At 67.7% G+C, this 19889-nt stretch carries 16 protein-coding genes; 11 read left to right on the plus strand and 5 right to left on the minus strand.

The window, feature by feature from the left end; translation table 11 throughout:
* Nucleotides 1-228 precede the first annotated feature (228 nt).
* Both HOP12_05500 and metH read left to right on the plus strand, forming a co-directional pair.
* Nucleotides 229-849 carry a carbonic anhydrase gene (locus HOP12_05500; GenBank protein ID NOT33611.1) on the plus strand — a complete coding sequence of 207 codons (621 nt, stop codon included), beginning with the start codon at nucleotides 229-231 and terminating at the stop codon, nucleotides 847-849.
* A 193-nt stretch (nucleotides 850-1042) separates the two neighbouring features.
* On the plus strand, nucleotides 1043-4483 hold the full coding sequence (gene metH / locus HOP12_05505; protein NOT33612.1) for a methionine synthase: 3441 nt from the start codon (nucleotides 1043-1045) through the stop codon (nucleotides 4481-4483).
* A gap of 56 nt (nucleotides 4484-4539) precedes the next feature.
* On the opposite strand, the gene HOP12_05510 is transcribed toward metH, so the two are convergent.
* Entirely contained in the window at nucleotides 4540-5115 is a 576-nt protein-coding gene (locus HOP12_05510; GenBank protein ID NOT33613.1) for a hypothetical protein, read from the minus strand.
* Nucleotides 5116-5228: 113 nt separating this feature from the next.
* Here HOP12_05510 and HOP12_05515 point away from each other — a divergent pair, with 113 nt between their 5' ends.
* The 3 genes from HOP12_05515 to msrA all read left to right on the plus strand — a co-directional run bounded on the left by HOP12_05515 (nucleotide 5229) and on the right by msrA (nucleotide 7938).
* Nucleotides 5229-5846 (plus strand): GNAT family N-acetyltransferase, encoded by a 618-nt coding sequence (locus tag HOP12_05515; protein NOT33614.1) that lies wholly within the window; start codon nucleotides 5229-5231, stop codon nucleotides 5844-5846.
* Complete coding sequence (locus HOP12_05520) at nucleotides 5843-7099, plus strand: hypothetical protein (protein ID NOT33615.1); 1257 nt, start codon at nucleotides 5843-5845, stop codon at nucleotides 7097-7099. Before HOP12_05515 ends, HOP12_05520 begins: the two co-directional genes overlap by 4 nt.
* Before the next feature lie 113 nt (nucleotides 7100-7212).
* Nucleotides 7213-7938 carry a peptide-methionine (S)-S-oxide reductase MsrA gene (gene msrA, locus HOP12_05525; GenBank protein ID NOT33616.1) on the plus strand — a complete coding sequence of 242 codons (726 nt, stop codon included), beginning with the start codon at nucleotides 7213-7215 and terminating at the stop codon, nucleotides 7936-7938.
* A gap of 14 nt (nucleotides 7939-7952) precedes the next feature.
* Here msrA and HOP12_05530 read toward each other — a convergent pair whose 3' ends face one another.
* Genes HOP12_05530 through aceE form a run of 3 tightly spaced genes read right to left on the minus strand, consistent with a single transcriptional unit; the run spans nucleotide 7953 to nucleotide 13719 of the window.
* On the minus strand, nucleotides 7953-9632 hold the full coding sequence (locus HOP12_05530; GenBank protein ID NOT33617.1) for a S8 family serine peptidase: 1680 nt from the start codon (nucleotides 9630-9632) through the stop codon (nucleotides 7953-7955).
* A 59-nt stretch (nucleotides 9633-9691) separates the two neighbouring features.
* Nucleotides 9692-10978, minus strand: a complete 1287-nt coding sequence (locus HOP12_05535; GenBank protein NOT33618.1) for an aminopeptidase P family protein — start codon at nucleotides 10976-10978, stop codon at nucleotides 9692-9694.
* Nucleotides 10975-13719 (minus strand): pyruvate dehydrogenase (acetyl-transferring), homodimeric type, encoded by a 2745-nt coding sequence (aceE, locus tag HOP12_05540; protein NOT33619.1) that lies wholly within the window; start codon nucleotides 13717-13719, stop codon nucleotides 10975-10977. The genes HOP12_05535 and aceE overlap by 4 nt, the downstream gene beginning before the upstream one ends.
* A 90-nt stretch (nucleotides 13720-13809) precedes the next feature.
* On the opposite strand from aceE, the gene HOP12_05545 reads away from it, so the two are divergent.
* From HOP12_05545 to HOP12_05560, 4 genes are read left to right on the plus strand one after another with little or no spacing between them, the layout of a single operon-like run.
* Nucleotides 13810-15810: a S9 family peptidase gene (locus HOP12_05545; protein ID NOT33620.1), complete on the plus strand. Its 2001-nt coding sequence runs from the start codon at nucleotides 13810-13812 to the stop codon at nucleotides 15808-15810.
* 13 nt (nucleotides 15811-15823) lie between these two features.
* The gene (locus tag HOP12_05550) at nucleotides 15824-16465 is read left to right on the plus strand and encodes an NAD(P)-binding domain-containing protein (GenBank protein ID NOT33621.1); all 642 of its coding nucleotides are present in this window, start codon (nucleotides 15824-15826) and stop codon (nucleotides 16463-16465) included.
* A gap of 36 nt (nucleotides 16466-16501) precedes the next feature.
* Complete coding sequence (locus tag HOP12_05555; protein ID NOT33622.1) at nucleotides 16502-17032, plus strand: DUF998 domain-containing protein; 531 nt, start codon at nucleotides 16502-16504, stop codon at nucleotides 17030-17032.
* A 34-nt stretch (nucleotides 17033-17066) separates the two neighbouring features.
* Complete coding sequence (locus HOP12_05560) at nucleotides 17067-17663, plus strand: bacteriocin-protection protein (GenBank protein NOT33623.1); 597 nt, start codon at nucleotides 17067-17069, stop codon at nucleotides 17661-17663.
* Between the two features lie 8 nt (nucleotides 17664-17671).
* Here HOP12_05560 and HOP12_05565 read toward each other — a convergent pair whose 3' ends face one another.
* A complete protein-coding gene (locus tag HOP12_05565; protein ID NOT33624.1) occupies nucleotides 17672-18322 on the minus strand; it encodes an O-methyltransferase in 651 nt (216 codons plus the stop codon).
* A gap of 217 nt (nucleotides 18323-18539) precedes the next feature.
* Between HOP12_05565 and HOP12_05570 the strand changes: the two genes are divergently transcribed.
* Together HOP12_05570 and HOP12_05575 are read left to right on the plus strand one after the other, a co-directional pair.
* Nucleotides 18540-19160 carry a sulfite oxidase-like oxidoreductase gene (locus HOP12_05570; GenBank protein NOT33625.1) on the plus strand — a complete coding sequence of 207 codons (621 nt, stop codon included), beginning with the start codon at nucleotides 18540-18542 and terminating at the stop codon, nucleotides 19158-19160.
* 30 nt (nucleotides 19161-19190) lie between these two features.
* Nucleotides 19191-19889 (plus strand): hypothetical protein (locus tag HOP12_05575; GenBank protein NOT33626.1); only part of this gene is annotated, 699 nt, incomplete at its 3' end.

The raw sequence follows: 19889 nt of genomic DNA on the forward strand, positions 1-19889 counted from the left end.
CCGCGCCAGGTGGGCGAGCGCGCCGCGACCGGCGGCGGTGAGCGGGCGAAGCGCGTCTCCCGCGGGTCCAGGAGTGGCCGCATGGCCGTGGCGCAACAGGTCGAGAGTGAGCGGCGCGCGCCAAGTGTGCCGGGCGCGGGGGCGGGGAGTCCAGCGGTCCGGCCGAGCCGCGCGCGGCTCGCCGCCGGCCGAATGGAACTCGAACGGGCGAGCGCCTAGAGTCCGCGCATGATCCCTGCACTCGAAGCACTCGAACGACTGCGCGATGGCAACCGCCGATTCGTGGACGAGATTCGCAACCCCGCCGCGCCACGAACCCAGGCACGGCGCCTCGAGCTGGCCGCGGGCCAGCAGCCATTCGCCATCATTCTCGGTTGTTCCGATTCGCGCGTTCCGGCCGAGCTGGTGTTCGATCAGGGCCTCGGCGATCTGTTCGTGATCCGCGTGGCCGGGAACATCGTGGCTCCGTCGCAGGTCGGGAGCGTCGAGTTCGCGGCGGAGCGCTACGAGACCCGCCTCGTGGTGGTGCTCGGTCACTCTCAGTGCGGTGCGATCCAGGCCACGGTCGAGGAACTCGGGCGGCCCTCCCAGGATCAGTCGCCCTACCTGCACTCGATCGTGGATCGCATCCGGCCGTCAGTGGAACCGTTGCTCGCCACCGGCCTGCGAGCGGACCCCGAGGAGCTGGTGCGTCAGGCGGTACGCGCCAACATTCGAGCCTCCGCGAGCCACCTTCGCCATGGTTCCGAGATCCTCGAGCAACTGATCGAGACTCGCGGGGTGCGGGTGGTCGGGGCTGAGTACTCACTCGAGACCGGCCTGGTCGATTTCTTCGACGGCGCGAACTAGCCGGCCCGCCGGGGCGTCATGCCCCGGGTTTGCCGCGCTCCGGCGGCTCCGATAGGCTCGTGGCCCCTCGAAGCGCGCCGGCCGCGTTGCGAGCCCCGCGTAACGAGAGCCTGTCTTCCGGAGGTGACCCCCGAACGTGTCCTATCGCTTCATCGATCGCTTGCGTGATGGCGTGCTGTTCTTCGACGGTGGCATGGGCACGCAGGTGCAGGCGCGTGACCTGGGTCCCGATGACTTCGGCGGCAAGCGCTGGGAAGGGTGCCTCGACTACCTGTCGGTGACGCGACCCGACGTCGTGGACGCGATCCACACCGCGTACTTCGAGGTCGGGGCGGACTGCGTCGAGACCAACTCGTTCCAGGCCTCGGCGATCCGATTCGAGGAATGGGAGCTCGCGGATCGCACGCGTGAGATCAATCGCGCGGCGGCTTCGATCGCGCGCGGCGTGGCGGATCGCTTCGAGGCGCGCGATCGGCGGCCGCGCTTCGTCGCCGGCTCGATGGGACCCTCGGGCATGCTGCCGTCGAGCGAGGATCCCGAGCTCGGCCGGCTCGGCCTCGAGCAACTGCTCGCGGGATTCCTGCCTCAGGCACTCGGGCTCGTCGAGGGCGGGGCAGACGTGCTGATCCTCGAGACCTGCCAGGACATCCTCGAGATGAAGGCGCAGATCCTCGCCTGTCGCGAGGCGTTCGAGACGCTCGGCCGCCGCATTCCGATCCAGGCCTCGGTGACACTCGACCCGAGCGGTCGCATGCTGCTCGGCACCGACATCCGCGCCGCGCTCGCGACGCTCGAAGCCATGAAAGTCGACGTGATCGGGCTCAATTGCTCGACCGGGCCGGATCTGATGCGCGACGCGGTGCGCTACCTGACTCAGAACGCCAGCACCCCGATCCACTGCATCCCGAACGCGGGGCTGCCGATCAACGATGGCGGGCGCACGCTCTACCCGATGCAGCCCGAGCCCATGGCCGAGACGCTTCGCGAGTTCGTGCTCGACTTCGGCGTCGACATCGTGGGCGGCTGCTGCGGCACCACGCCGGATCACATTCGCGCGCTGGTGAAGGCGATCGGCCACGGCACGAAGCCCGCGAAGCGTCCGGGTCGCGGCGGCTGGTTCGTGTCGAGCGGCATGACGGCGACCGCGCTCGAACAGGAGCCGCGCCCGCTGATCATCGGCGAACGGCTCAACACCCAGGGTTCGCGCAAGATCAAGCGACTGGCCCTCGAGGACCGACTCGAGGACATGATCCCGATCGCGCGCGAGCAGGTCGAGGGTGGTGCTCACACGCTCGACATCTGCATGGCGTTGACCGAGCGCACCGACGAGGCGGCGATGCTGCGCCGGCTGGTGAAGAAGCTCTCGCTTTCGGTCGAGGCGCCGCTCGTGATCGATTCGACCGAGCCGCCCGCGATCGAGGAGGCGCTCAAGGCGTGCCCGGGCTCGGCGATCGTGAACTCGATCAATCTCGAGAACGGCCGCGAGCGCGTGGACGCGGTGATGCCGCTGGTGGTGCGCTACGGCGCGGCGGTGATCGCGCTCACGATCGACGAGACCGGCATGGCGAAAACGGCGGCCCGCAAGCTCGAAGTCGCGCGCCGCATTCACGACATGGTGACCGGTGAGTTCGAGTTGCCGCCGCAGCGGCTGGTGTTCGACGCGCTCACGTTCACGCTCGCGACCGGCGACGCCGAGTTCCTCGATTCCGGAGTCGAGACCATCGAAGGCATCCGGCTGATCAAGCGCGAGCTGCCGGGCGTGCTCACGAGCCTCGGGGTCTCGAACGTGTCGTTCGGACTTTCCAAGGAGTCGCGCGCGGTGCTCAACAGTGTATTCCTCTACCACTGCGTGCAGGCCGGACTCGACATGGCGATCGTGAATCCCGCCGACATCATTCCGTACGCGGAGCTCGGCGAGGACGACCGCCGATTCGCCGAGGACCTGGTCTACAACCGCGATCCGCAGGCGCTGTCCAAGTTCATCACGCACTTCGAGGGGCGCACGCCCGAAACGCGCGAGAAGGCGGACGAAGCCGCCGAGGCCGCGATGAGCATCGAGCAGAAGATTCACTTCCAGATCCTGCACCGCAAGCCCGCCGACATCGAGGCGTTGATCGATGCCGCGGTCAAGCGTCAGGACCCGGTCGCGGTACTCAACACGGTGCTGCTGCCGGCCATGAAAGAAGTGGGCGACAAGTTCGGCGCCGGCGAGCTGATCCTGCCGTTCGTGCTGCAGAGCGCCGAAGTGATGAAGCGGGCGGTCGCGCGACTCGAGAACTATCTCGAGAAGAACGCCGACGTTTCCAAGGGCCGCGTGGTGCTCGCGACCGTGTACGGCGACGTGCACGACATCGGCAAGAACCTGGTGAAGACGATCCTTTCGAACAACGGCTACACGGTCTACGACCTCGGCAAACAGGTTCCGATTCAGAAGATTCTCGACAAGGCGGACGAGGTCTCGGCGACCGCGATCGGACTCTCGGCGCTGCTGGTCTCGACCAGCAAGCAGATGCCGATCTGCGTGGGCGAGCTGCATCGCACCGGCAAGTCGTACCCGGTGCTGCTCGGCGGGGCCGCGATCAATCGCAATTTCGGGCGTCGCACCGCACTCGTGGACGGTGAAGTGTTCTACGAGCCCGGCGTGTTCTATTGCAAGGACGCTTTCGAGGGACTCGACACCATGAATGCGCTCACCAATCCCGCCGAGTCACCGGCATGGGTCGAGCGCTCGAAGCTGGAAGCATTCGAGTTCAAAGCGAAGAGCGGCGAGTTGGAGGCGCGCTCGGCAGCCTCGAGCGCCCAGCAGCGCGACTTTCAGGTGACGGTCTCGCGTGACGTGCCGATCCCGGCGCCGCCGTTTTGGGGTGCGCGGGTCACCGCACCTCGCGACGTGTCGTTCGCCGGTATGTTCGCGGGCATGGACCTGAAGACACTCTATCGGCTGCACTGGGGTGCGCGCGGCAGTGGGCCGGAGCTCGACAAGCTCATCCGCGACGACTTCGAGCCGCGACGGCTGCGGCTGCAGCGCGAGTCCGAAGACAAGGGCTGGATCAAGCCGACCGCGGTCTACGGCTTCTTCCCGGTGCAGAGCGACGGCCTCGATCTGATCGTCTACGATGCGACCGCGTTCGCGGCCGGCTCACTCACGCCGCGGGGCAAGATCGAAGAAGTGGTGCGGTTCACGTTCCCGCGCCAGTCGGAGCGCGAAGGGCTGTGCCTGTCGGACTACTTCCAGCCGGTTGCGAGCAGTCGCTTCGACGTGCTGGCACTGCAGCTCGTGACAGTCGGCCCCTACGTCGATGAGCTCGGCGCCGCCTTGAACGCGCGCGGTGAGTACGCCGATGCGCTGTTCGTCCACGGCCTCGGCGTGTCGGCGGCGGAAGGGCTCGCCGAGTGGCAGCACCAGCGAATCCGCGCCGAACTCGGACTCGAGGCCGAGCGTGGCAAGCGCTATTCGTTCGGTTACAGCGCGTGTCCGGACCTGGCGGACCAGGCCAAGTTGTTCCGGCTCCTGTCGCCCGAGAAGTCGATCGGCGTGACGCTCACCAGCGCCTATCAGCTGGTGCCCGAGGCCTCGACCAGCGCGCTGATCGTGCACCACCCGCAGGCGGCCTACTACATGGTCAAGGGGTAGTTCGACGCGCGTTCGCCCCACCTGCCGGTCGCGAGCCACGAAGCGCCGCCGCAGGGTCAGTCCCAGAGCTCCCAACCGATCTTTACTCCGAACACGTTCGCCGCCGGGAACACCGTCACATCGTCTTCCTCGAACTCCATCTGGTGATCGATGCGGCCCTCGAAGCGCAACGCTCCGTGTCCGCTGCCCAGCATGCGGCGGACGCCGAAGCCGGCACCGAATGCGAGTGCCGTGAAGTTGTCATCATCGTCGCCGAGCGAGTTCAGGCCGAGGCCGCCGTTCACGAACAGTCGCATCGGTTGATCGACGCTGAAATTGTGCTGGTAGCCAACCATCGCCTGGAACGTCCGCAACGTCTCATCCTCGACCGCCAGCAGCGCGAGGCTCGAGGTGGTGACCAGTTCATGGCTCGGCCCGCCGAGCTGGAAGCCGACACGCAGGCCCGGCTGGAAGACCGGGAGCAGCGTCGTCATTCCGCTGCCCCAACCGACCGTCGTGATGCCGTCGCCCTCTTCGGGAGAGAAGAACGACAGACCGAAATCGGTGCCGATGTTCCAGGCGGCGTGCGACGCCCTGGGAGTCGCGAGCAGGCAAATGCTCGCGGCGAGAATCAGCCATCGCGTGTGCTTCATGCGAACCTCCACGTGAGGGAAAGTCTCCGCGGCCATCGACGTCCGGCCGTGCGCGCAGGATACCGATCGCGGGCTCTTGCCGGACAGCCGTGTTGCCGCGATAGTCTCTCGCCATGAGCCCGACCCCCGCCGTGGCCCCGCTGCCGGCACTCGAGCCAGCAATCCTCGACGGCCAGCGCGTTCGCATGGAGCCGCTCGACCTGACTCGCCACTTCGACGGTCTGGTCGCGATCGGCCTCGACGACGAACTGTGGCGCTGGACGCTCAACCACCCGCGCACCCCCGATGAGTTGCGTGGCTACCTCGAGACCGCGCTGCGAGAGCAGGCGGAACACCGCTCGATCCCGTTCGCGACCATCGACAAGGCGAGCGGCCGCGTGGCGGGCTGCACGCGATTCGGCAACATCGACCGCGCGAATCGACGCGTCGAGATCGGCTGGACGTGGGTGGGGCGCCCGTACCAGCGCAGCCACGTGAATACCGAGGCCAAACACCTCATGTTCCGGCACGCTTTCGAGGTGTGGGGTTGCGCGCGCGTCGAACTGAAGACCAACGTGCTGAACGACAAGTCGCGCAACGCCATGAAGCGGATCGGATGCGTGGAGGAGGGCGTGTTGCGAAAGCACGCCGTGAGCGACGCCGGCGTGTGGCGCGACAGCATCTTCTACAGCGTGATCGACACCGAGTGGCCGGCGGTCAAGCGGCGGCTCGAAGAAATGATGACGCGGTGAGCGCGCGCGGGCTCGCGAGCATCGGGGCGGTCGTGTCGCTGCTCTTCGGCTCGCCCGCGTTCGCGCAGAACGACCTGCTGCCGCTGTCCGACGAGTTCGGAAACGCCGCCACGCTGTCTCAATGGCAGCGTCGTCACGTGGTCGAAGGGTGGGGGAACGAGCAGCTCGAAGTGTGGGACATCGACAGCTCGGCGCCGGGCCGCATGGTCATGGTCCCGTTCACGGCCACCTGGTATCAGGAATATCTCGGACCCTTCGCGTTCAAGCGCGTGGGCGGAGACTTCGTGATCACGAGCGCGGTGACGACCACCGGGCGCGACGGGCACTCGGTGCCGCAGACGGCGTTTTCACTCGGCGGCGTGTTCGTGCGTGAACCACGCGTGACGCAGGCTGCGAACTGGGTGGCGGGCGAGGAGGACTACGTGTTCCTCTCGATCGGCACCGGTACCAGCGGGGACTGGCAATACGAGGTCAAGACCACCGACAACAGCGCCTCGGTCCTGAACCTGTCGGCGGCCCCCGAGTCGTCTGCGGTGCTGCAGCTCGCACGCATCGATGACGCGGTGATCGCGCTGCGCCGAGAGCCGGGGCAGCCATGGGTCGTGCACCGGCGCTACTCGCGCACCGACCTGCCGGACACGCTGCAGGTGGGGCTCGTGTCCTACACCGATTGGGACAAGGTCCAGCACTTTACGACGCTGGTTCACAATCAGAACGTGCTCGCGCTGCCGCTGCCGCCCGGCGTGAACGACCCGACGCCCGGTGTGCCGTTCGCTCCCGACGTGCGCGCGAGCTTCGACTACGCGCGCTTTGCGCGGCCGGTGGTGCCGGCGGAACTGATCGGGGCCGATCTCTCGAATCCCGGCGCGGTCAGCGACGCGCAGCTGCTCTCGTTCCTCGGCGAGGCGCCGAGCGTGGCGGGGACGGTCGGTGTCGCGACACGCGTGGCCCGCGATGGATCGGCGCTGGGCGCGAGCCCGAATCCATTTCGCTCAAACGTCGTGCTGGCGTGGACGGCGCCCGCAGCGAGCGAGTCACATTCGAACGGGCCGCACCGCGCGCGCTTCGAAGTGCTCGATCTCGGCGGACGACGGGTCGCGACGCTCTCGGCGCTGGCGGTCGGCCCCGGCAGAGTGCAGGCGGCGTGGGACGGTCGCGACGATGCCGGCCGCGAGGTCGCGGTCGGAGTCTATCTGGCACGGCTCACGGGAGTGCCAGAGGCGGGATTCCGGCGAATCGTCAGGATTCGATGAATCCGTGGCGACAAGGGACTGCAGCGGTCACGATTCCGCGGTGCGGGAGTAGATTGCGAGTGCGGCTCGCCTTCGCCCCCCTGGATCCCGAATCGCCCTCGAGGAATACACCGATGAACTCGTCTCGAAATTCGAATCTCCGCGCGACGTCGAGGCGCGCCCGTGTCGTGTCGTCGATCGTGCTGCTCCTGGCGCTCTCGACGCTGGCGTGCGGCGTTCCATCGGCGGCGCCCGACGGCAAGCGCCCTACGGCCGCCGCGAGCGCAAAGGCAAACCCCGCGGTGCCCGCGAATGCCGCCCACGCGTATCTCGCCGGAGGCTGCTTCTGGTGTGTCGAGACCGCGTTCGAAGGCGTGCCCGGGGTGCTCGGCGTGGTGTCGGGATTCACCGGCGGGCCTGAGAAGAACCCCACGTATGAACAGGTCTCGTCTGGCGACGCCGGGCACCTCGAAGCAGTCGACGTCGCCTACGACGCGAGCAGGGTCAGCTACGAAAAGCTGCTCGACATCTTCTGGCACAACATCGACCCGACGCAGAGCGATGGTCAGTTCTGCGACCGTGGCCCGCAGTATCGCTCCGCGATCTTCTATCGCGACGAGGCGCAGAAACTCGCGGCGGTGCGCAGCAAGCAGGCGATCGAAGCCTCGCACGTGCTCAAGTCGCCGATCGTCACACAGATCCTGGCCGCGGGCGCCTACTGGCCTGCCGAGGACTACCACCAGGACTTCTGGAAGAAGGACCCGATCCGCTACAAGTCGTATCGGTTCGGTTGCGGGCGCGACCAGCGCCTCGACCAGCTGTGGGGCAAGGACGCGAGACGCGGCTCACCGAAGCACTAGCGTTTCTTCGCGGCTCAGCGCAGGCGGACGAACTTCGTGGATGCCGTGACTCCCGCGATCGAAGCACGCGCCCAGTAGATTCCCGCCACCGCCGGGCGCCCAGCTTCGTCACGCCCATCCCAGTTCAGCGTCGTGACGCCGGGAGCGAGCTCGCCACGCGCGAGGGTCCGCACCCGTCGCCCAACTGCGTCGAACACCGCGACCTCGCCGGGACCGCCGGCCGGCGCTCGCAACGCGAGTTGCAGCTCACCGCGTGACGGATTCGCAGATCGTTGCGTGAGCGCGAGTGCGCCACCGAGCGAAGCCGGCACGACCGCGACGATCGGCTCGCTCACCGCGCGGAACACGTTCATCCGCGGACCGATCGGGTGGTCGTACGCGACCACGTCTCCGGTCAGGCGCAGCCGTTCGCGTGTCGCCGCCTCGCTGAGCGCCGGCCACCGCGAGCGCACCAGTCCACAGGCGCCGGCGACCAGCGGACACGCGAACGACGTGCCGTCGCCGAGCATGTACGGGTTCTTTCCGTCCCAGAAGAACAGGAACAGATAGAAGATCTGGTCGAGCTCGGTGAACTCGTAGTTCTGGCAGATCGACGACCACATGCCGGCGCCGGGTGCGGCGATGTCGACCCACGAGCCCCAGTTCGAGAACGAGGCGCGCGCGTTGCCTTCGTCGGTCGCCGCGACCGCGAGCACGCCGTCGCACGCCGCGGGATAGGTGGGGGTGCTGACGCCTTCGTTGCCGGCCGCCGCAACGCACACAATGTCGGCCGCGCGCGCGAGATCGACGAGCGCCTGAAAGAACTCGGGCACGCCCGGATCGCCGGGCCCACCGAAGCTCAGCGAGAGTACGTTCGCACCGTTGTCGATCGCGTAGGTGAACGCCTCGGCGACCGCCTCGCTGGTGATGCCGTTTTCGGGGTGCGAAATCTTGAGCGGCAGGATGCGGCAGTTCCAGCCCGCGCCGGCGATCCCGATCGCGTTGTCGTTCGCCGCCGCCGCGATCCCCGCGCAGAACGTGCCATGGAAGCCCACGTCGATCCCGCTCGGGTCGGTGGTGTACTCGGGGCGCGCGTCCGCGTCGTGGGTGCCGAAGTCCCAGCCCTTCACGTCGTCGACGAACCCGTTCGCGTCGTCGTCGAGCAGATTGCCGGCGATCTCCGCGGCATTGACGCGGATCTTCGACGCCAGATCGGGATGATCGGTATCGACGCCGGTGTCGAGGATCGCGATCGTGACCGAAGCACTGCCCTGCTCGAGATCCCACGCGAGCGGCAGATCCACGTCGGCGAATCCGCCGTTGATGTACCACTGGTCCGACAGGTAGGGATCGTTCGGCAGCGTCACCATGAGCGGAATGCGGTAGTTCGGCGTCACGGCCGCGTACGCGCCGGTGGCGCGCAGCGCTGCCGCCGCAGCGAGCAGGTCGACTCCGGCCGGTGCCTCGAGCACGTAGGGGCGCCGTTCCCCCAGCCACGGGCCGCCGAGCGTGCGGCCCCGCGTGAGTCCGAGGCGCGCGAACTCCTGAGTGGCTTGCGCTGCTTGCGCCGCCGAGGCGTTGATGCCGCCTCGCGACTCTCGCGGAATCACGATCAGCCGATCGGAATCGAACGCGAGCGAGGCGGCGTGCGCCGGGAGCGCGAGTGCAGAGACTGCGACGAACATCGCGAGCAGGGAGGAAGTCCGAAGATTCACTATCCACCTCGTCGGTCCGGGGGGAATTCGTGCGCGCATGATCCAGCGACCGGTCGCGACTAGAGGACCGGAATCATCTCGGTGAGAACCTCGGGCCCGGCGGCGGTGACGTGCACGTTGTCCTCGATGCGGATACCGCCGAAGCTGCGAAGTGCGTCGACGCGTGACCAGTGGACCGCGTCGACGTACTCACGCCGCTTGTCGGTGTCGTCGAGCAGCGCCGGAATGAAGTAGATCCCGGGCTCGACCGTGACCGTGTCACCCGGCTCGAGCGTGAGATCGATTCGCACCATCAGATGCGGAGGCGCCTGGACCGCGAGGCGCGGCAGGTCGGGGCCGACGTCGCGCACTCCGAGACCCACCATGTGGCCGATGCCATGAGGGAAGAACAACGTGTGCACGCCCTGCTCGAGCAGCGCGTCGGCGGTGCCTTTCACGATCCCGAGCCGCGCCAGGCCGTCGAGGATCTGAAGCGCCGCTGCGAGGTGAATGTCGCGCCACCGTGAGCCGACCACGCAGCGCGCCAGCGTCTCGCGCTCGACCGCGTGCACCAGCTCGAACAGATCCCGAGCGAAGCCTTCGAACGCGCCGCCCGCCGGATAGGTGCGGGTCACGTCGGCGCAGTAGCGGCGGACTTCGGCGCCGGCGTCGATCAGCACGACGTCGTTCGCGCTCAGCGTGCGGGCGGTCGGCATGAAGTGCAGCACCGCGGCATTCGAGCCGGCGCCCACGATGGTGCCGTAGGCGACCCGGTCGCCACCACCGCGGCGGAAGCCCGCCTCGAGCTCGATCGCGATCGCGCGTTCGGTGTTGCCGGTGCGGATGTGCGGCCGCGCGGCGGCGTAGCCGACCGCGGTTGCGCGCGCGGCGTGCCGCATGCGCTCGACCTCGATCGCGTCCTTGGCACGCCGCACCTGGGCGAGTGCGCGCCGAGACTCGACGGTGCGCGTGACGTCCGACGCCACACCCGGCAGTCGCGCTCCGAGCGTCACGATCGGGCGGCCGCGCCGCGCCGCGAGCCAGCCCGCGAGTTCGGTGAGCGGCGTGCCGGCGCGCTGGGTGAGTCCTTCCCATACCCGCTCGGCCTGCGTGACCGGCGGCACGAAGTGCTGCCACCCCGATTGCGGATCGAAGGCGAGCAGGGCTCCGGGTTCGACGTCGTCGGTCAGGTAGACGTACTCGGGGTGCGCCATGAACTCGTAGACCTGGTCGCCGCATCCCGCGATCGAGATCGGATCCCCGGAGCCGATCAGCACCAGGTCGGGTTGGCCACCCCACGCGGCGGCGGCGCGGCGGCGGCGCTCCTCGAGTGCGGTCGCGGTCGCGGTCTCGATCGCGGCGCTCATCGTACGCGCGGCTCCGCGCTCTCGGTGTCGAATCCGTATTCGCGGATCGCGCGCTCCACCACGCCGGCGGCGATGCGGCCCTCGCGCAGCAGCTCCGAGAGCACTGCAACCACGACGTGTTCGGCGTCGGTCTCGAAGTGGCGGCGAAGCGCCTGGCGCGTGTCGCTGCGGCCGAATCCGTCGGTCCCGAGCGGCAGAAAGGAGTGCGGCACCCAGCGAGAGATCATGTCGGGCACCGATTTCATGTAGTCGGTCACTGCCACGATCGGTCCCGAACTGTCGGCGAGCGTGCGCGTGACGTACGGCACCCGTGCCTTGTCGCCCGGGTGCAGTCGGTTCCAGCGTTCGCAGTCGAGCGCCTCGTTGCGGAGCTGGCCGTAGCTCGTGACGCTCCACACGTCGGCGGCGACGTCGAATCCGGTGGCGAGCATCTCCTGCGCCCGCAAGGCCTCGGGCATCATCACGCCGCTGCCGAGGAGCTGCGCGCGGTGCTTCGCCTGCTGCACTGCCGAGCGGTAGAGGTAAAGCCCCTTGAGGATCCCGTCCTCGCAGCCACTCGGCATCGAGGGCATCGGGTAGTCCTGGTTGTAGAGCGTCAGGTAGTAGAAGACGTCCTCGCCGTTCACGTACATGCGCGTGAGCCCGTCGCGAATGATGGTCGCGAGTTCGTAGGCGTAGGCGGGGTCGTAGGTGAGGAGGTTCGGCACGGTGGAGGACAGCACCGGGCTGTGACCGTCCTCGTGCTGCAGGCCCTCGCCATTCAGGGTCGTGCGGCCGGCCGTCGCGCCCAGCATGAAGCCGCGGCCGCGCGCATCACCGAACGCCCACGAGAAGTCGCCGGTGCGCTGCAGCCCGAACATCGAGTAGAAGATGTAGAACGGAATCATCGGCTCGCCGTGCGTCGCGTAGCTGGTACCGGCGGCCGTGAACGAGGCCATCGAGCCCGCCTCGGTGATGCCTTCCTCGAGCAGCTGGCCGTCGACCTTCTCGAGGTACGAGAGCACCAGCTTGGAATCCACCGGCTCGTACTTCTGACCGAACGCGGCGTAGATCCCGATCTCGCGGAACAGCACCTCGAGGCCGAAGGTGCGCGCCTCGTCGGGAATGATCGGCACCACGCGGCGGCCCCAGTTCGCGTCGCGCACCAGATTGCGCAGCAGCTTGGCGAACACCATGGTGGTCGAGACCGCCTGGTCCTCGCGAGTGCCGGTGAAGAACTCGGTGAACACCTTGTCCTGTGGCGCCGGCAGCGGCCGGGCACGCACGACGCGGCGCGGCGCGCTGCCACCGAGGGCGCGACGGCGTTCGAGCAGGTACTCCACTTCGGCGCTCGAGGCGCCGGGATGGAAGTAGGGCGGGTCGGCGAGCTTCTTGTCGGGAATCGAGAGCTCGAGGCGGTCGCGAAACTTCTTGAGCTCCTCGACGTCCAGCTTCTTCATCTGGTGCGAGATATTGCGCGCCTCCGCACCGGTGCCGAGCGTCCAGCCCTTCACGGTCTTGGCGAGAATGACGGTCGGGCGACCGCGGCTGTTCGTCGCCGCATGGTACGCGGCGTAGATCTTCCGGTAGTCGTGACCGCCGCGCCTCAGGCGCTTGATCGCGTCGTCGTCCATGTCCGAAACCATCTCGAGCAGCCGCGGGTCGGCGCCGAAGAAGTGCTCACGGATATAGCCGCCGGACTCGACAATGTACTTCTGCCAGTCGCCGTCGACCGTCTCGTTCATGCGATCGACGAGCGCCCCTTCGACGTCACGCGCCAGCAGCGGGTCCCACTCGCTCGCCCAGATCACCTTGATCACGTTCCAGCCGCAGCCGGTGAACAGGGCCTCGAGCTCCTGGATGATCTTGCCGTTGCCACGTACCGGCCCGTCGAGTCGCTGCAGATTGCAGTTGATGACGAAGGTCAGGTTGTCGAGTCCATCGGTGCCTGCGAGCCGCAGCGCTCCGGTCGCCTCGGGCTCGTCCATCTCCCCGTCGCCCAGATACGCCCACACCCGCTGATTCGAAGTGTCTTTGAATCCGCGCGCATGCAGATACCGATTGAAACGCGCCTGATAGATCGCATTGATCGGCCCGAGACCCATCGAAACGGTCGGGAACTCCCAGAATTCCGGCATCAGGCGTGGGTGCGGATACGACGAAAGACCCTGTCCGGGCCTGGATTCGCGGCGGAAGTGCTCGAGCTGCGACTCCGTCAGGCGCCCCTCGAGAAACGCCCGCGCGTAGATGCCGGGCGCAGCGTGGCCCTGGAAGAAGATCTGGTCGCCGCCGCCCGCCGCATCCTTGCCCTGGAAGAAGTGGTTGAAGCCGACCTCGTAGAGGCTGGCGCTCGAGGCGTAGGTCGAGAGGTGGCCGCCGATGCCGGCGTGATGCTTGTTTGCGCGCAACACCATCACCGCCGCGTTCCAGCGAATGATGCGGCGGATGCGCAGCTCCATGCTCTCGTCGCCGGGAAACGGAGGTTCCTGCTCGGGCGAGATCGTGTTGATGTAACGCGACTGCACCAGCCCTGGAATGCCGACCTTGAGCTGACGCGCGTAGCGCAGAACCCGTCGCAACAGGAACTCGGCGCGCTCGGGTCCCTGATTGCGCACGATGTCGTCGAGTGCCCCCAGCCACTCCGCGGTTTCCTGCGGATCGGCGTCGGGGAGGTGGCGCTTGAAGCCGGCGAGCAGGTTGAGGAAGTAGCGCTCGCTCTCGCGGCGATCGGTGCGCGTCGGAGGGTTCTGCACGGTGCTCATAGCGCGCGCAGCATAGCGCATCGCGCGCGCGTGCTAGAATCCGCCGCCTCGCGCGGCGCACATTCCCGATTCCGTGGAGGTTTCCCCCGCATGTCGGTTTCATCCGTTCCATCGACGACCTTGTACCCGGCGCGCGCTGGTGCCGCGCCGCTCACCGCCGAGTCGTTGTGGGCGCTGCCTCGCGTCGGTGCGCCGGTTGCCGCACCCGACGGCTCCTTCCTCGTCGCTCCGGTCACCCGCTTCGAACTGGAGCGCAACTCGGGCCGCACGCGCCTGTGGCGGATTCCGACCGGCGGTGGTGAACCGGTGCCGCTTACCTCGCCCGAAGTTTCGAGCGGGGAGCCCGCGCTGTCGCCCGATGGGCGGCGTCTCGCGTTCACCCGCAAGCTCGACGGCGGTCGCGCTCAGGTGTGGGTCATGCCGCTCGACGGCGGCGAGGCGCAGAAGGTGACCGAGTTGCCACTCGGCGCGAGCGATCCGCTGTGGCTGCCCGACGGCTCGGGGCTGCTGTGCGCGTCGCAACTGATCGCCGGGCACCTGACGATCGAGGCGACGCGCGCGGAAGCCGAACGGCGCGACAAGGATCCGGTCAAGGCGCACGTCACCGAAGAACGCGTCTACCGCTACTGGGACACGTGGCTCACGACCGGGGAAGTCATGCATCTGTTCGTGATCGATCTGGTGACCGGCAGCGTCCGCGATCTCACTCCGGCCTCGACGCTGTGGTTCGACTGGATGGAACCCGCAGGGCAGTACGACGTTTCGCCGGATGGCGCCGAGGTCGCATTCAGTGCGCTCTCCTTCGACCCCGCGCGCCAGCTGGTGCGAAGCGCGCTGTTTACCGTGCCGGTTGCCGGTGGCGAGGTGCGCGCGCTCACGCCGGATCATCCGGCCGACGACGTGCGCCCGCGCTACGCCGATGGCGGACGCTCGATCGTCTACGGCATGACGCGCGATCCGCACTTCTATGCCGATCGAGTCCGCCTGATGCGCTTCGATCGGCGCAGCGGCGAGCATCATCCGCTGCTCGACACCTGGGATCGCACGCCGGCTCACTGGACGCACGCGCCGGATGGACGGCTGCTGTTCGAAGCCGAGAACGAGGGGCGGGTCGACCTGTTCGTGCTCGACGACGGCAAGCCGCGTCAGGTGGTTCGCGGCGGCACCGCCGGCGGACTCACGCCGCTTCCCGACGGCGCGGTCGCGTTCACCTTGCAGACCATTCAGAGTCCCGCCGAGGTGTTCGTGCTCGAGAAGGGCGCCGGCGCACCGCGACGCCTCACGCACTTCACCGCGCCGATCATGGACCAGGTGAGTCTCGGCGAGGTGCGCGAGATGACGTTCGAGGGCGGGTATGGCGAGACCGTGCAGATGTTCGTGGTCTTGCCGCCGGGTGACGACGGTTCGACGAAGCGCCCGCTGGTGCAGGTCATCCATGGCGGACCGCACGGCATCAGCGGCGATGGTTTTCATGCGCGCTGGAATCTGCAGCTGTTCGCCGCTCCGGGCTACGTGGCCGCTGCGGTCAACTTCCAGGGCTCGACCTCGTGGGGGCAGGACTTCGCCCAGCGCATTCAGGGCGGTCACGGCGATCGGCCCTACCTCGACGTGATGCGCGCGACCGACGTGCTGATCGAGTCGGGGCTCGTCGACGGCAACCGCATGGCGGCGGCCGGGGGGTCCTACGGTGGCTACATGGCGGCCTGGATTGCCGGCCATACCGACCGATTCCGTTGCATCGTGAACCACGCCGGGGTCTACGACACGCTCGCCCAGTACGCCAGCGACGTCACCCAGGGGCGGGCCGCGTCCTACGGAGGGGAGCCCTGGAGCGGTCTGGAAGCCATCGACCGATTCAACCCGGCTCGATTCACGAATGGCTTCATCACGCCGATGCTCGTCATACACGGTGAGCGCGACTACCGGGTCCCGGCAACCCAGGGGCTCGCCTGCTATGGCGTGCTCAAGGCGAAGGGCGTTCCCGCGCGGCTGGTCTACTTCCCCGACGAGAATCACTGGGTGCTCAAGCCCAGGAACTCAATGCTGTGGTATCGCGAGGTCCACGGGTGGCTCGCGCGGTGGCTGGGGTAGAAGGGGGCAGCTCATGAAGATCGGCATACTCGGTTCGGGTCCGGTGGGCACCACGCTGGCGAGCGGGTTCACTCAGCACGGCCACGAGGCGATGATCAGCGCCCGCGATCCGGGCAAACTCGTGGGGTGGCAGGCCGAGAATCCGAGCGGCAAGGTCGGCTCGTTCGCCGAGGCCATCAAGTTCGGTGACGCGCTGGTGCTGGCGGTCAAGGCCGAGGCGACTTCCGAGGTGCTGCGCAGTGCCGGAGTCGAACATCTCGCCGGCAAAGTCGTGATGGACGCGACCAACCCGATCACCAACGAGCCGCCGGTCAACGGCGTGCTCAGGTTTTACACCACGATGGACGACTCGCTCATGGAGCGACTCCAGCGCGAGTTTCCGCGCGCCCGTTTCGTGAAGGCGTTCAGCTGCGTCGGTAATGAATTCATGGTGAACCCCAAGCTGCGCGGCGGCATGCCGACCATGTTCATCTGCGGCAATGACGATGGCGCCAAGCAGGTGGTGACCGGCATCCTCGATCAGTTCGGCTGGGAGACCGCGGACATGGGCAAGGTCGAATCCGCGCGCGCGATCGAGCCGCTGTGCATCCTGTGGTGCCTGCCGGGATTCCTGCGCAATGAGTGGAGCCACGCGTTCAAGCTGCTGCACAAGTAGCTTGCGCTGGAAGTCGGCCGCGGTGAAGGTCGGCGCATGAGCCTCTTCGTTGCCGCGATCGCGCTGTTTCTGGCCGTGGCCATCGCCTGGTTCGCGAGCCGCCGCTCCGGCTACCGGCACGCTCGGGACACCATCAGCGAGCTGGGAGAGACCGGCACTCGCGATGAACGAGCGGTCTCGCTCGGGGTGTTCCTGCCGGTCGGACTCGCGCTGGCGGTGGTCGCCGCCCAGGTGCGAGCCGCGCACCCGGATCAGGCCGTGCTCGCGGGGTCTCTCGCCGTCGGATACCTCGGCTCCGCCATCTTCCGGTGCGATCCCGGCGCTCCGCTCTCGGGGTCCTGGCGGCACGCGCTCCACAATCTGGCGGGGGGCGTGGAATACGTCGGCGGTGCGTTTGCGCTGTGGAAGCTCGCCGAGCCGTTCGGCCCGCTCTATCACGTGCTCGGGGTGGTGGTCGCGCTTGCGATTGCCGTGCTTTCCCTCGAGGCCTTGCACCCCTGGCGCGGGCTGGTTCAGCGCCTGGCGGAGGCCGCGCTGTTCTTCGGACTCGGCTTCGCACTCAAGTGATGCGCACTCGATCGCAACCCTGGGGCGAAAGCCGATGAAGCTCGGCACCGAAAAGCAGCCGCTGTTCTTCACGACCCCCGCCGCCCTGCGGCGCTGGTTCCAGCTCCATCACGCAAGCGCCGAGCTGCTGTGGCTCGGCTACTACAAGAAGGGCAGCGGCAAGCCGAGCGTCACGTGGCCCGAAAGCGTCGATGAGGCGCTGTGCGTCGGGTGGATCGACGGCGTTCGCAAGCGCGTGAGCGACGAGGTCTATGTCATCCGATTCACGCCGCGCCGTCCGCGCAGCATCTGGAGCGTCGTCAACATCGGTCGAGTCGAAGCGCTGACGAAGGCCGGCCGCATGCGTGCGGCCGGACGCGCCGCGTTCGAGAAACGCACTGCCGATCGCTCCGGCATCTACGCGTTCGAGCGGCCGGCTGCTGAACTGTCGCCCGCGAGCCAACGCACGCTGCGCGCGAATCGGAAGGCATGGAGCGACTGGCAGAAGCGCCCACCCGGCTACCGGCGCACGGTGATCCACTGGGTCATGAGCGCCAAACAGGAGGCGACGCGCGAGCGGCGGCTCGCCGCCTTGATCGAAGCGTGCGCGGCGGGACGAGTGATCGGGCCGATGACGCGGAGCGCACCCTGACGCTCCCGCTACTTCTTCACCCCCACCCACAGTCCGTCGCCGATCGGCACGATCACGCTCTGCAAACCCGGCGTTGCCGCCATCACTTCGTTGAAGGTGCGCACCGCCTCGACTTCGCGATCTTTCGGCGCGGTCGAGAACAGCTCGCCGAACGCGAACGCGTTGTCGACCAGGATCAGCCCGCCGCGCCGCACGATGCGCATGCACTCCTGAAGGTAGGAGGCGTAGCTCGACTTGTCGGCGTCGAGGAACGCCACGTCGGCCGAGTTGGGCAGGAACTTGGGCAGTACGTCCATGCCCTTGCCGCGATGCACCTCGATGCGACCCGCGACGTCCGATTGCGTGATCCACTTCTCGGCGAAGTCGGCGTGCTTGGGCAGGTACTCGATGGTGCGGATTCGGCCATCCGACGGGAGTGCTCGTGCCATCACGATCGCCGAGTAGCCGGCCAGCGTGCCGATCTCCACCACCTCGCGGGCCTTGGCGGCGCGCAGCAGGATCTGCACGAAGCTCGCCTGCTCGGGAGCGATCCAGATCGGCGGGATCCCATCCTCGAGTGCGGCGGCCTTGAGGCTGCCCAGGAAAGCGTCTTCGCGCTGGGTGCGCTCGGCGATGTATTGGAAGTGCTGCTGCGTCACCAGAGTGGATTCATCGCTCATGATTCGTCTCCCGCTGCTTCTGGGATGGGGGTGGAGCCCGGAGAGTTGGGCAGCATAGCCCGCGATCGGGGCCCGGACCACCCAGGTTTGACGCGCGGGAGACCGCTTGCTACCGATACCCCGGTCACGTCCGGACTCGCCACCCGTTCTTTCGGGCGGTGCGGATCCGCCCTCCCGGGCTCAGCTCGGCGGCGCTGCCGTCCGATACCCTGACCGCATGGAGAACCCAGTGAATCCCGAGCGAGAATCGGCCGATATCGTCCAGAGTCCGTTACAAGAGCCGCGGCTGCCACCGGGTCAGGTCCGAACCGACAAGTGGCCGGTGCTCCACTACGGGCAGGTTCCAGAGGTCGATCTCGCGCAGTGGGACTTCAAGGTGTTCGGCCTGGTCGAGCGCGAGCGTCGCTGGAACTGGCAGGAATTCCTCGCCCTGCCGCAGATCGAGGTGCAGAGCGACATCCACTGCGTCACGCGGTGGAGCCGCTACGACAATCGATGGCGGGGAGTGCCGTTCCGACAGATCGTGGGGCAGGCGGGGGTCAAGCCCGGAGCAAACTTCGCGATCATCCACGCGGAGCAGGGCTACACCACCAATCTGCCGCTCGCGGAGTTGATGCAGGACGATGTGCTCTTCGCTCATCAGCACGATGGCAAGGACCTGGCGCCCGAACACGGCTGGCCGCTGCGGCTCGTCGTGCCCCGGCGTTACTTCTGGAAGAGTGCCAAGTGGGTGCGTGGGATCGAACTCACGACCGACGATCGCCCGGGTTTCTGGGAACGAAACGGATATCACAACGACGCGGATCCCTGGCACGAGGAGCGCTTTTCGGACTGGTAGCTCCTCCGGGGTGACGCGCAGGAGCTCACGATGAGCGAGTCCTCGCCCAAGAACCCCTCAGCCGAACTGCTGCGCGACCAGCTCAAGCACCTCGATCGGCTCCGCAACGCGCACGCCCGCGACCACGACTTCAAGGGGTGGCGCCAGAACGCGCTCACCGTGATCCAGCGCTTGTGGCCCGACGACCAGCGACGTGCCGAACGCTTCCGTCGCATCTCGTTCACCGCGCCGTCACCGAAGGCTCCCGCGGCGGTGATGCGCCAGTACTACGATCGTGGCTGCATCGAGGCGAAGGGGTTGCTCGAGACCTGGTATCGCGACGTCGTCACGAGCGGGCTCACGATGAGCGCGCCGCGCAAGGAAGAGTCCGCGCTCCCGCCCGGTGCTCAGGAGGACGACTTCCCGGTGCTCGATCTGGATGGCGGCGAGGCGCCGAGCGCGCTCTCGAGCGTCAACGACGAGTACGGTTTCGACGACGAGCTGGCTTCCGGCCTGCTTCCCGAGGGCGGCGGACTCTCGGACCTCGATGCCGCACTCGACTCCATGGTGCGTCCGCGCCTGCCGCAGCGTGAAGTGCCGAGCGAAGCGCCAGCGCCCGCGCCGCCTTCGGTGCGACCTGCGGCACAGCGGCCCGCGCCCTCGCGACCCGAGGGACGCCCGACGCGTCCCGGCACCCGCCGCGCTTCCCAGCCCAAACGCGCTCTCAAGGACATGCTGGGATTCGAAGAC

The sequence above is a fragment of the Candidatus Eisenbacteria bacterium genome (assembly GCA_013140805.1).
Classification (GTDB): domain Bacteria; phylum Eisenbacteria; class RBG-16-71-46; order RBG-16-71-46; family RBG-16-71-46; genus JABFRW01.

Coding starts and splice junctions, on each gene's coding strand:
- HOP12_05535 (NOT33618.1), bottom strand. CDS start 10,978: ATGAGCGCCGCGATCGAGACCGCGACCGCGACCGCACTCGAGGAGCGC.
- metH (NOT33612.1), top strand. CDS start 1,043: ATGGGCACGCAGGTGCAGGCGCGTGACCTGGGTCCCGATGACTTCGGC.
- HOP12_05560 (NOT33623.1), top strand. CDS start 17,067: ATGAAGCTCGGCACCGAAAAGCAGCCGCTGTTCTTCACGACCCCCGCC.
- HOP12_05510 (NOT33613.1), bottom strand. CDS start 5,115: ATGAAGCACACGCGATGGCTGATTCTCGCCGCGAGCATTTGCCTGCTC.
- HOP12_05550 (NOT33621.1), top strand. CDS start 15,824: ATGAAGATCGGCATACTCGGTTCGGGTCCGGTGGGCACCACGCTGGCG.
- HOP12_05565 (NOT33624.1), bottom strand. CDS start 18,322: ATGAGCGATGAATCCACTCTGGTGACGCAGCAGCACTTCCAATACATC.
- aceE (NOT33619.1), bottom strand. CDS start 13,719: ATGAGCACCGTGCAGAACCCTCCGACGCGCACCGATCGCCGCGAGAGC.
- HOP12_05515 (NOT33614.1), top strand. CDS start 5,229: ATGAGCCCGACCCCCGCCGTGGCCCCGCTGCCGGCACTCGAGCCAGCA.
- HOP12_05570 (NOT33625.1), top strand. CDS start 18,540: ATGGAGAACCCAGTGAATCCCGAGCGAGAATCGGCCGATATCGTCCAG.
- HOP12_05555 (NOT33622.1), top strand. CDS start 16,502: ATGAGCCTCTTCGTTGCCGCGATCGCGCTGTTTCTGGCCGTGGCCATC.
- HOP12_05500 (NOT33611.1), top strand. CDS start 229: ATGATCCCTGCACTCGAAGCACTCGAACGACTGCGCGATGGCAACCGC.
- HOP12_05545 (NOT33620.1), top strand. CDS start 13,810: ATGTCGGTTTCATCCGTTCCATCGACGACCTTGTACCCGGCGCGCGCT.
- msrA (NOT33616.1), top strand. CDS start 7,213: ATGAACTCGTCTCGAAATTCGAATCTCCGCGCGACGTCGAGGCGCGCC.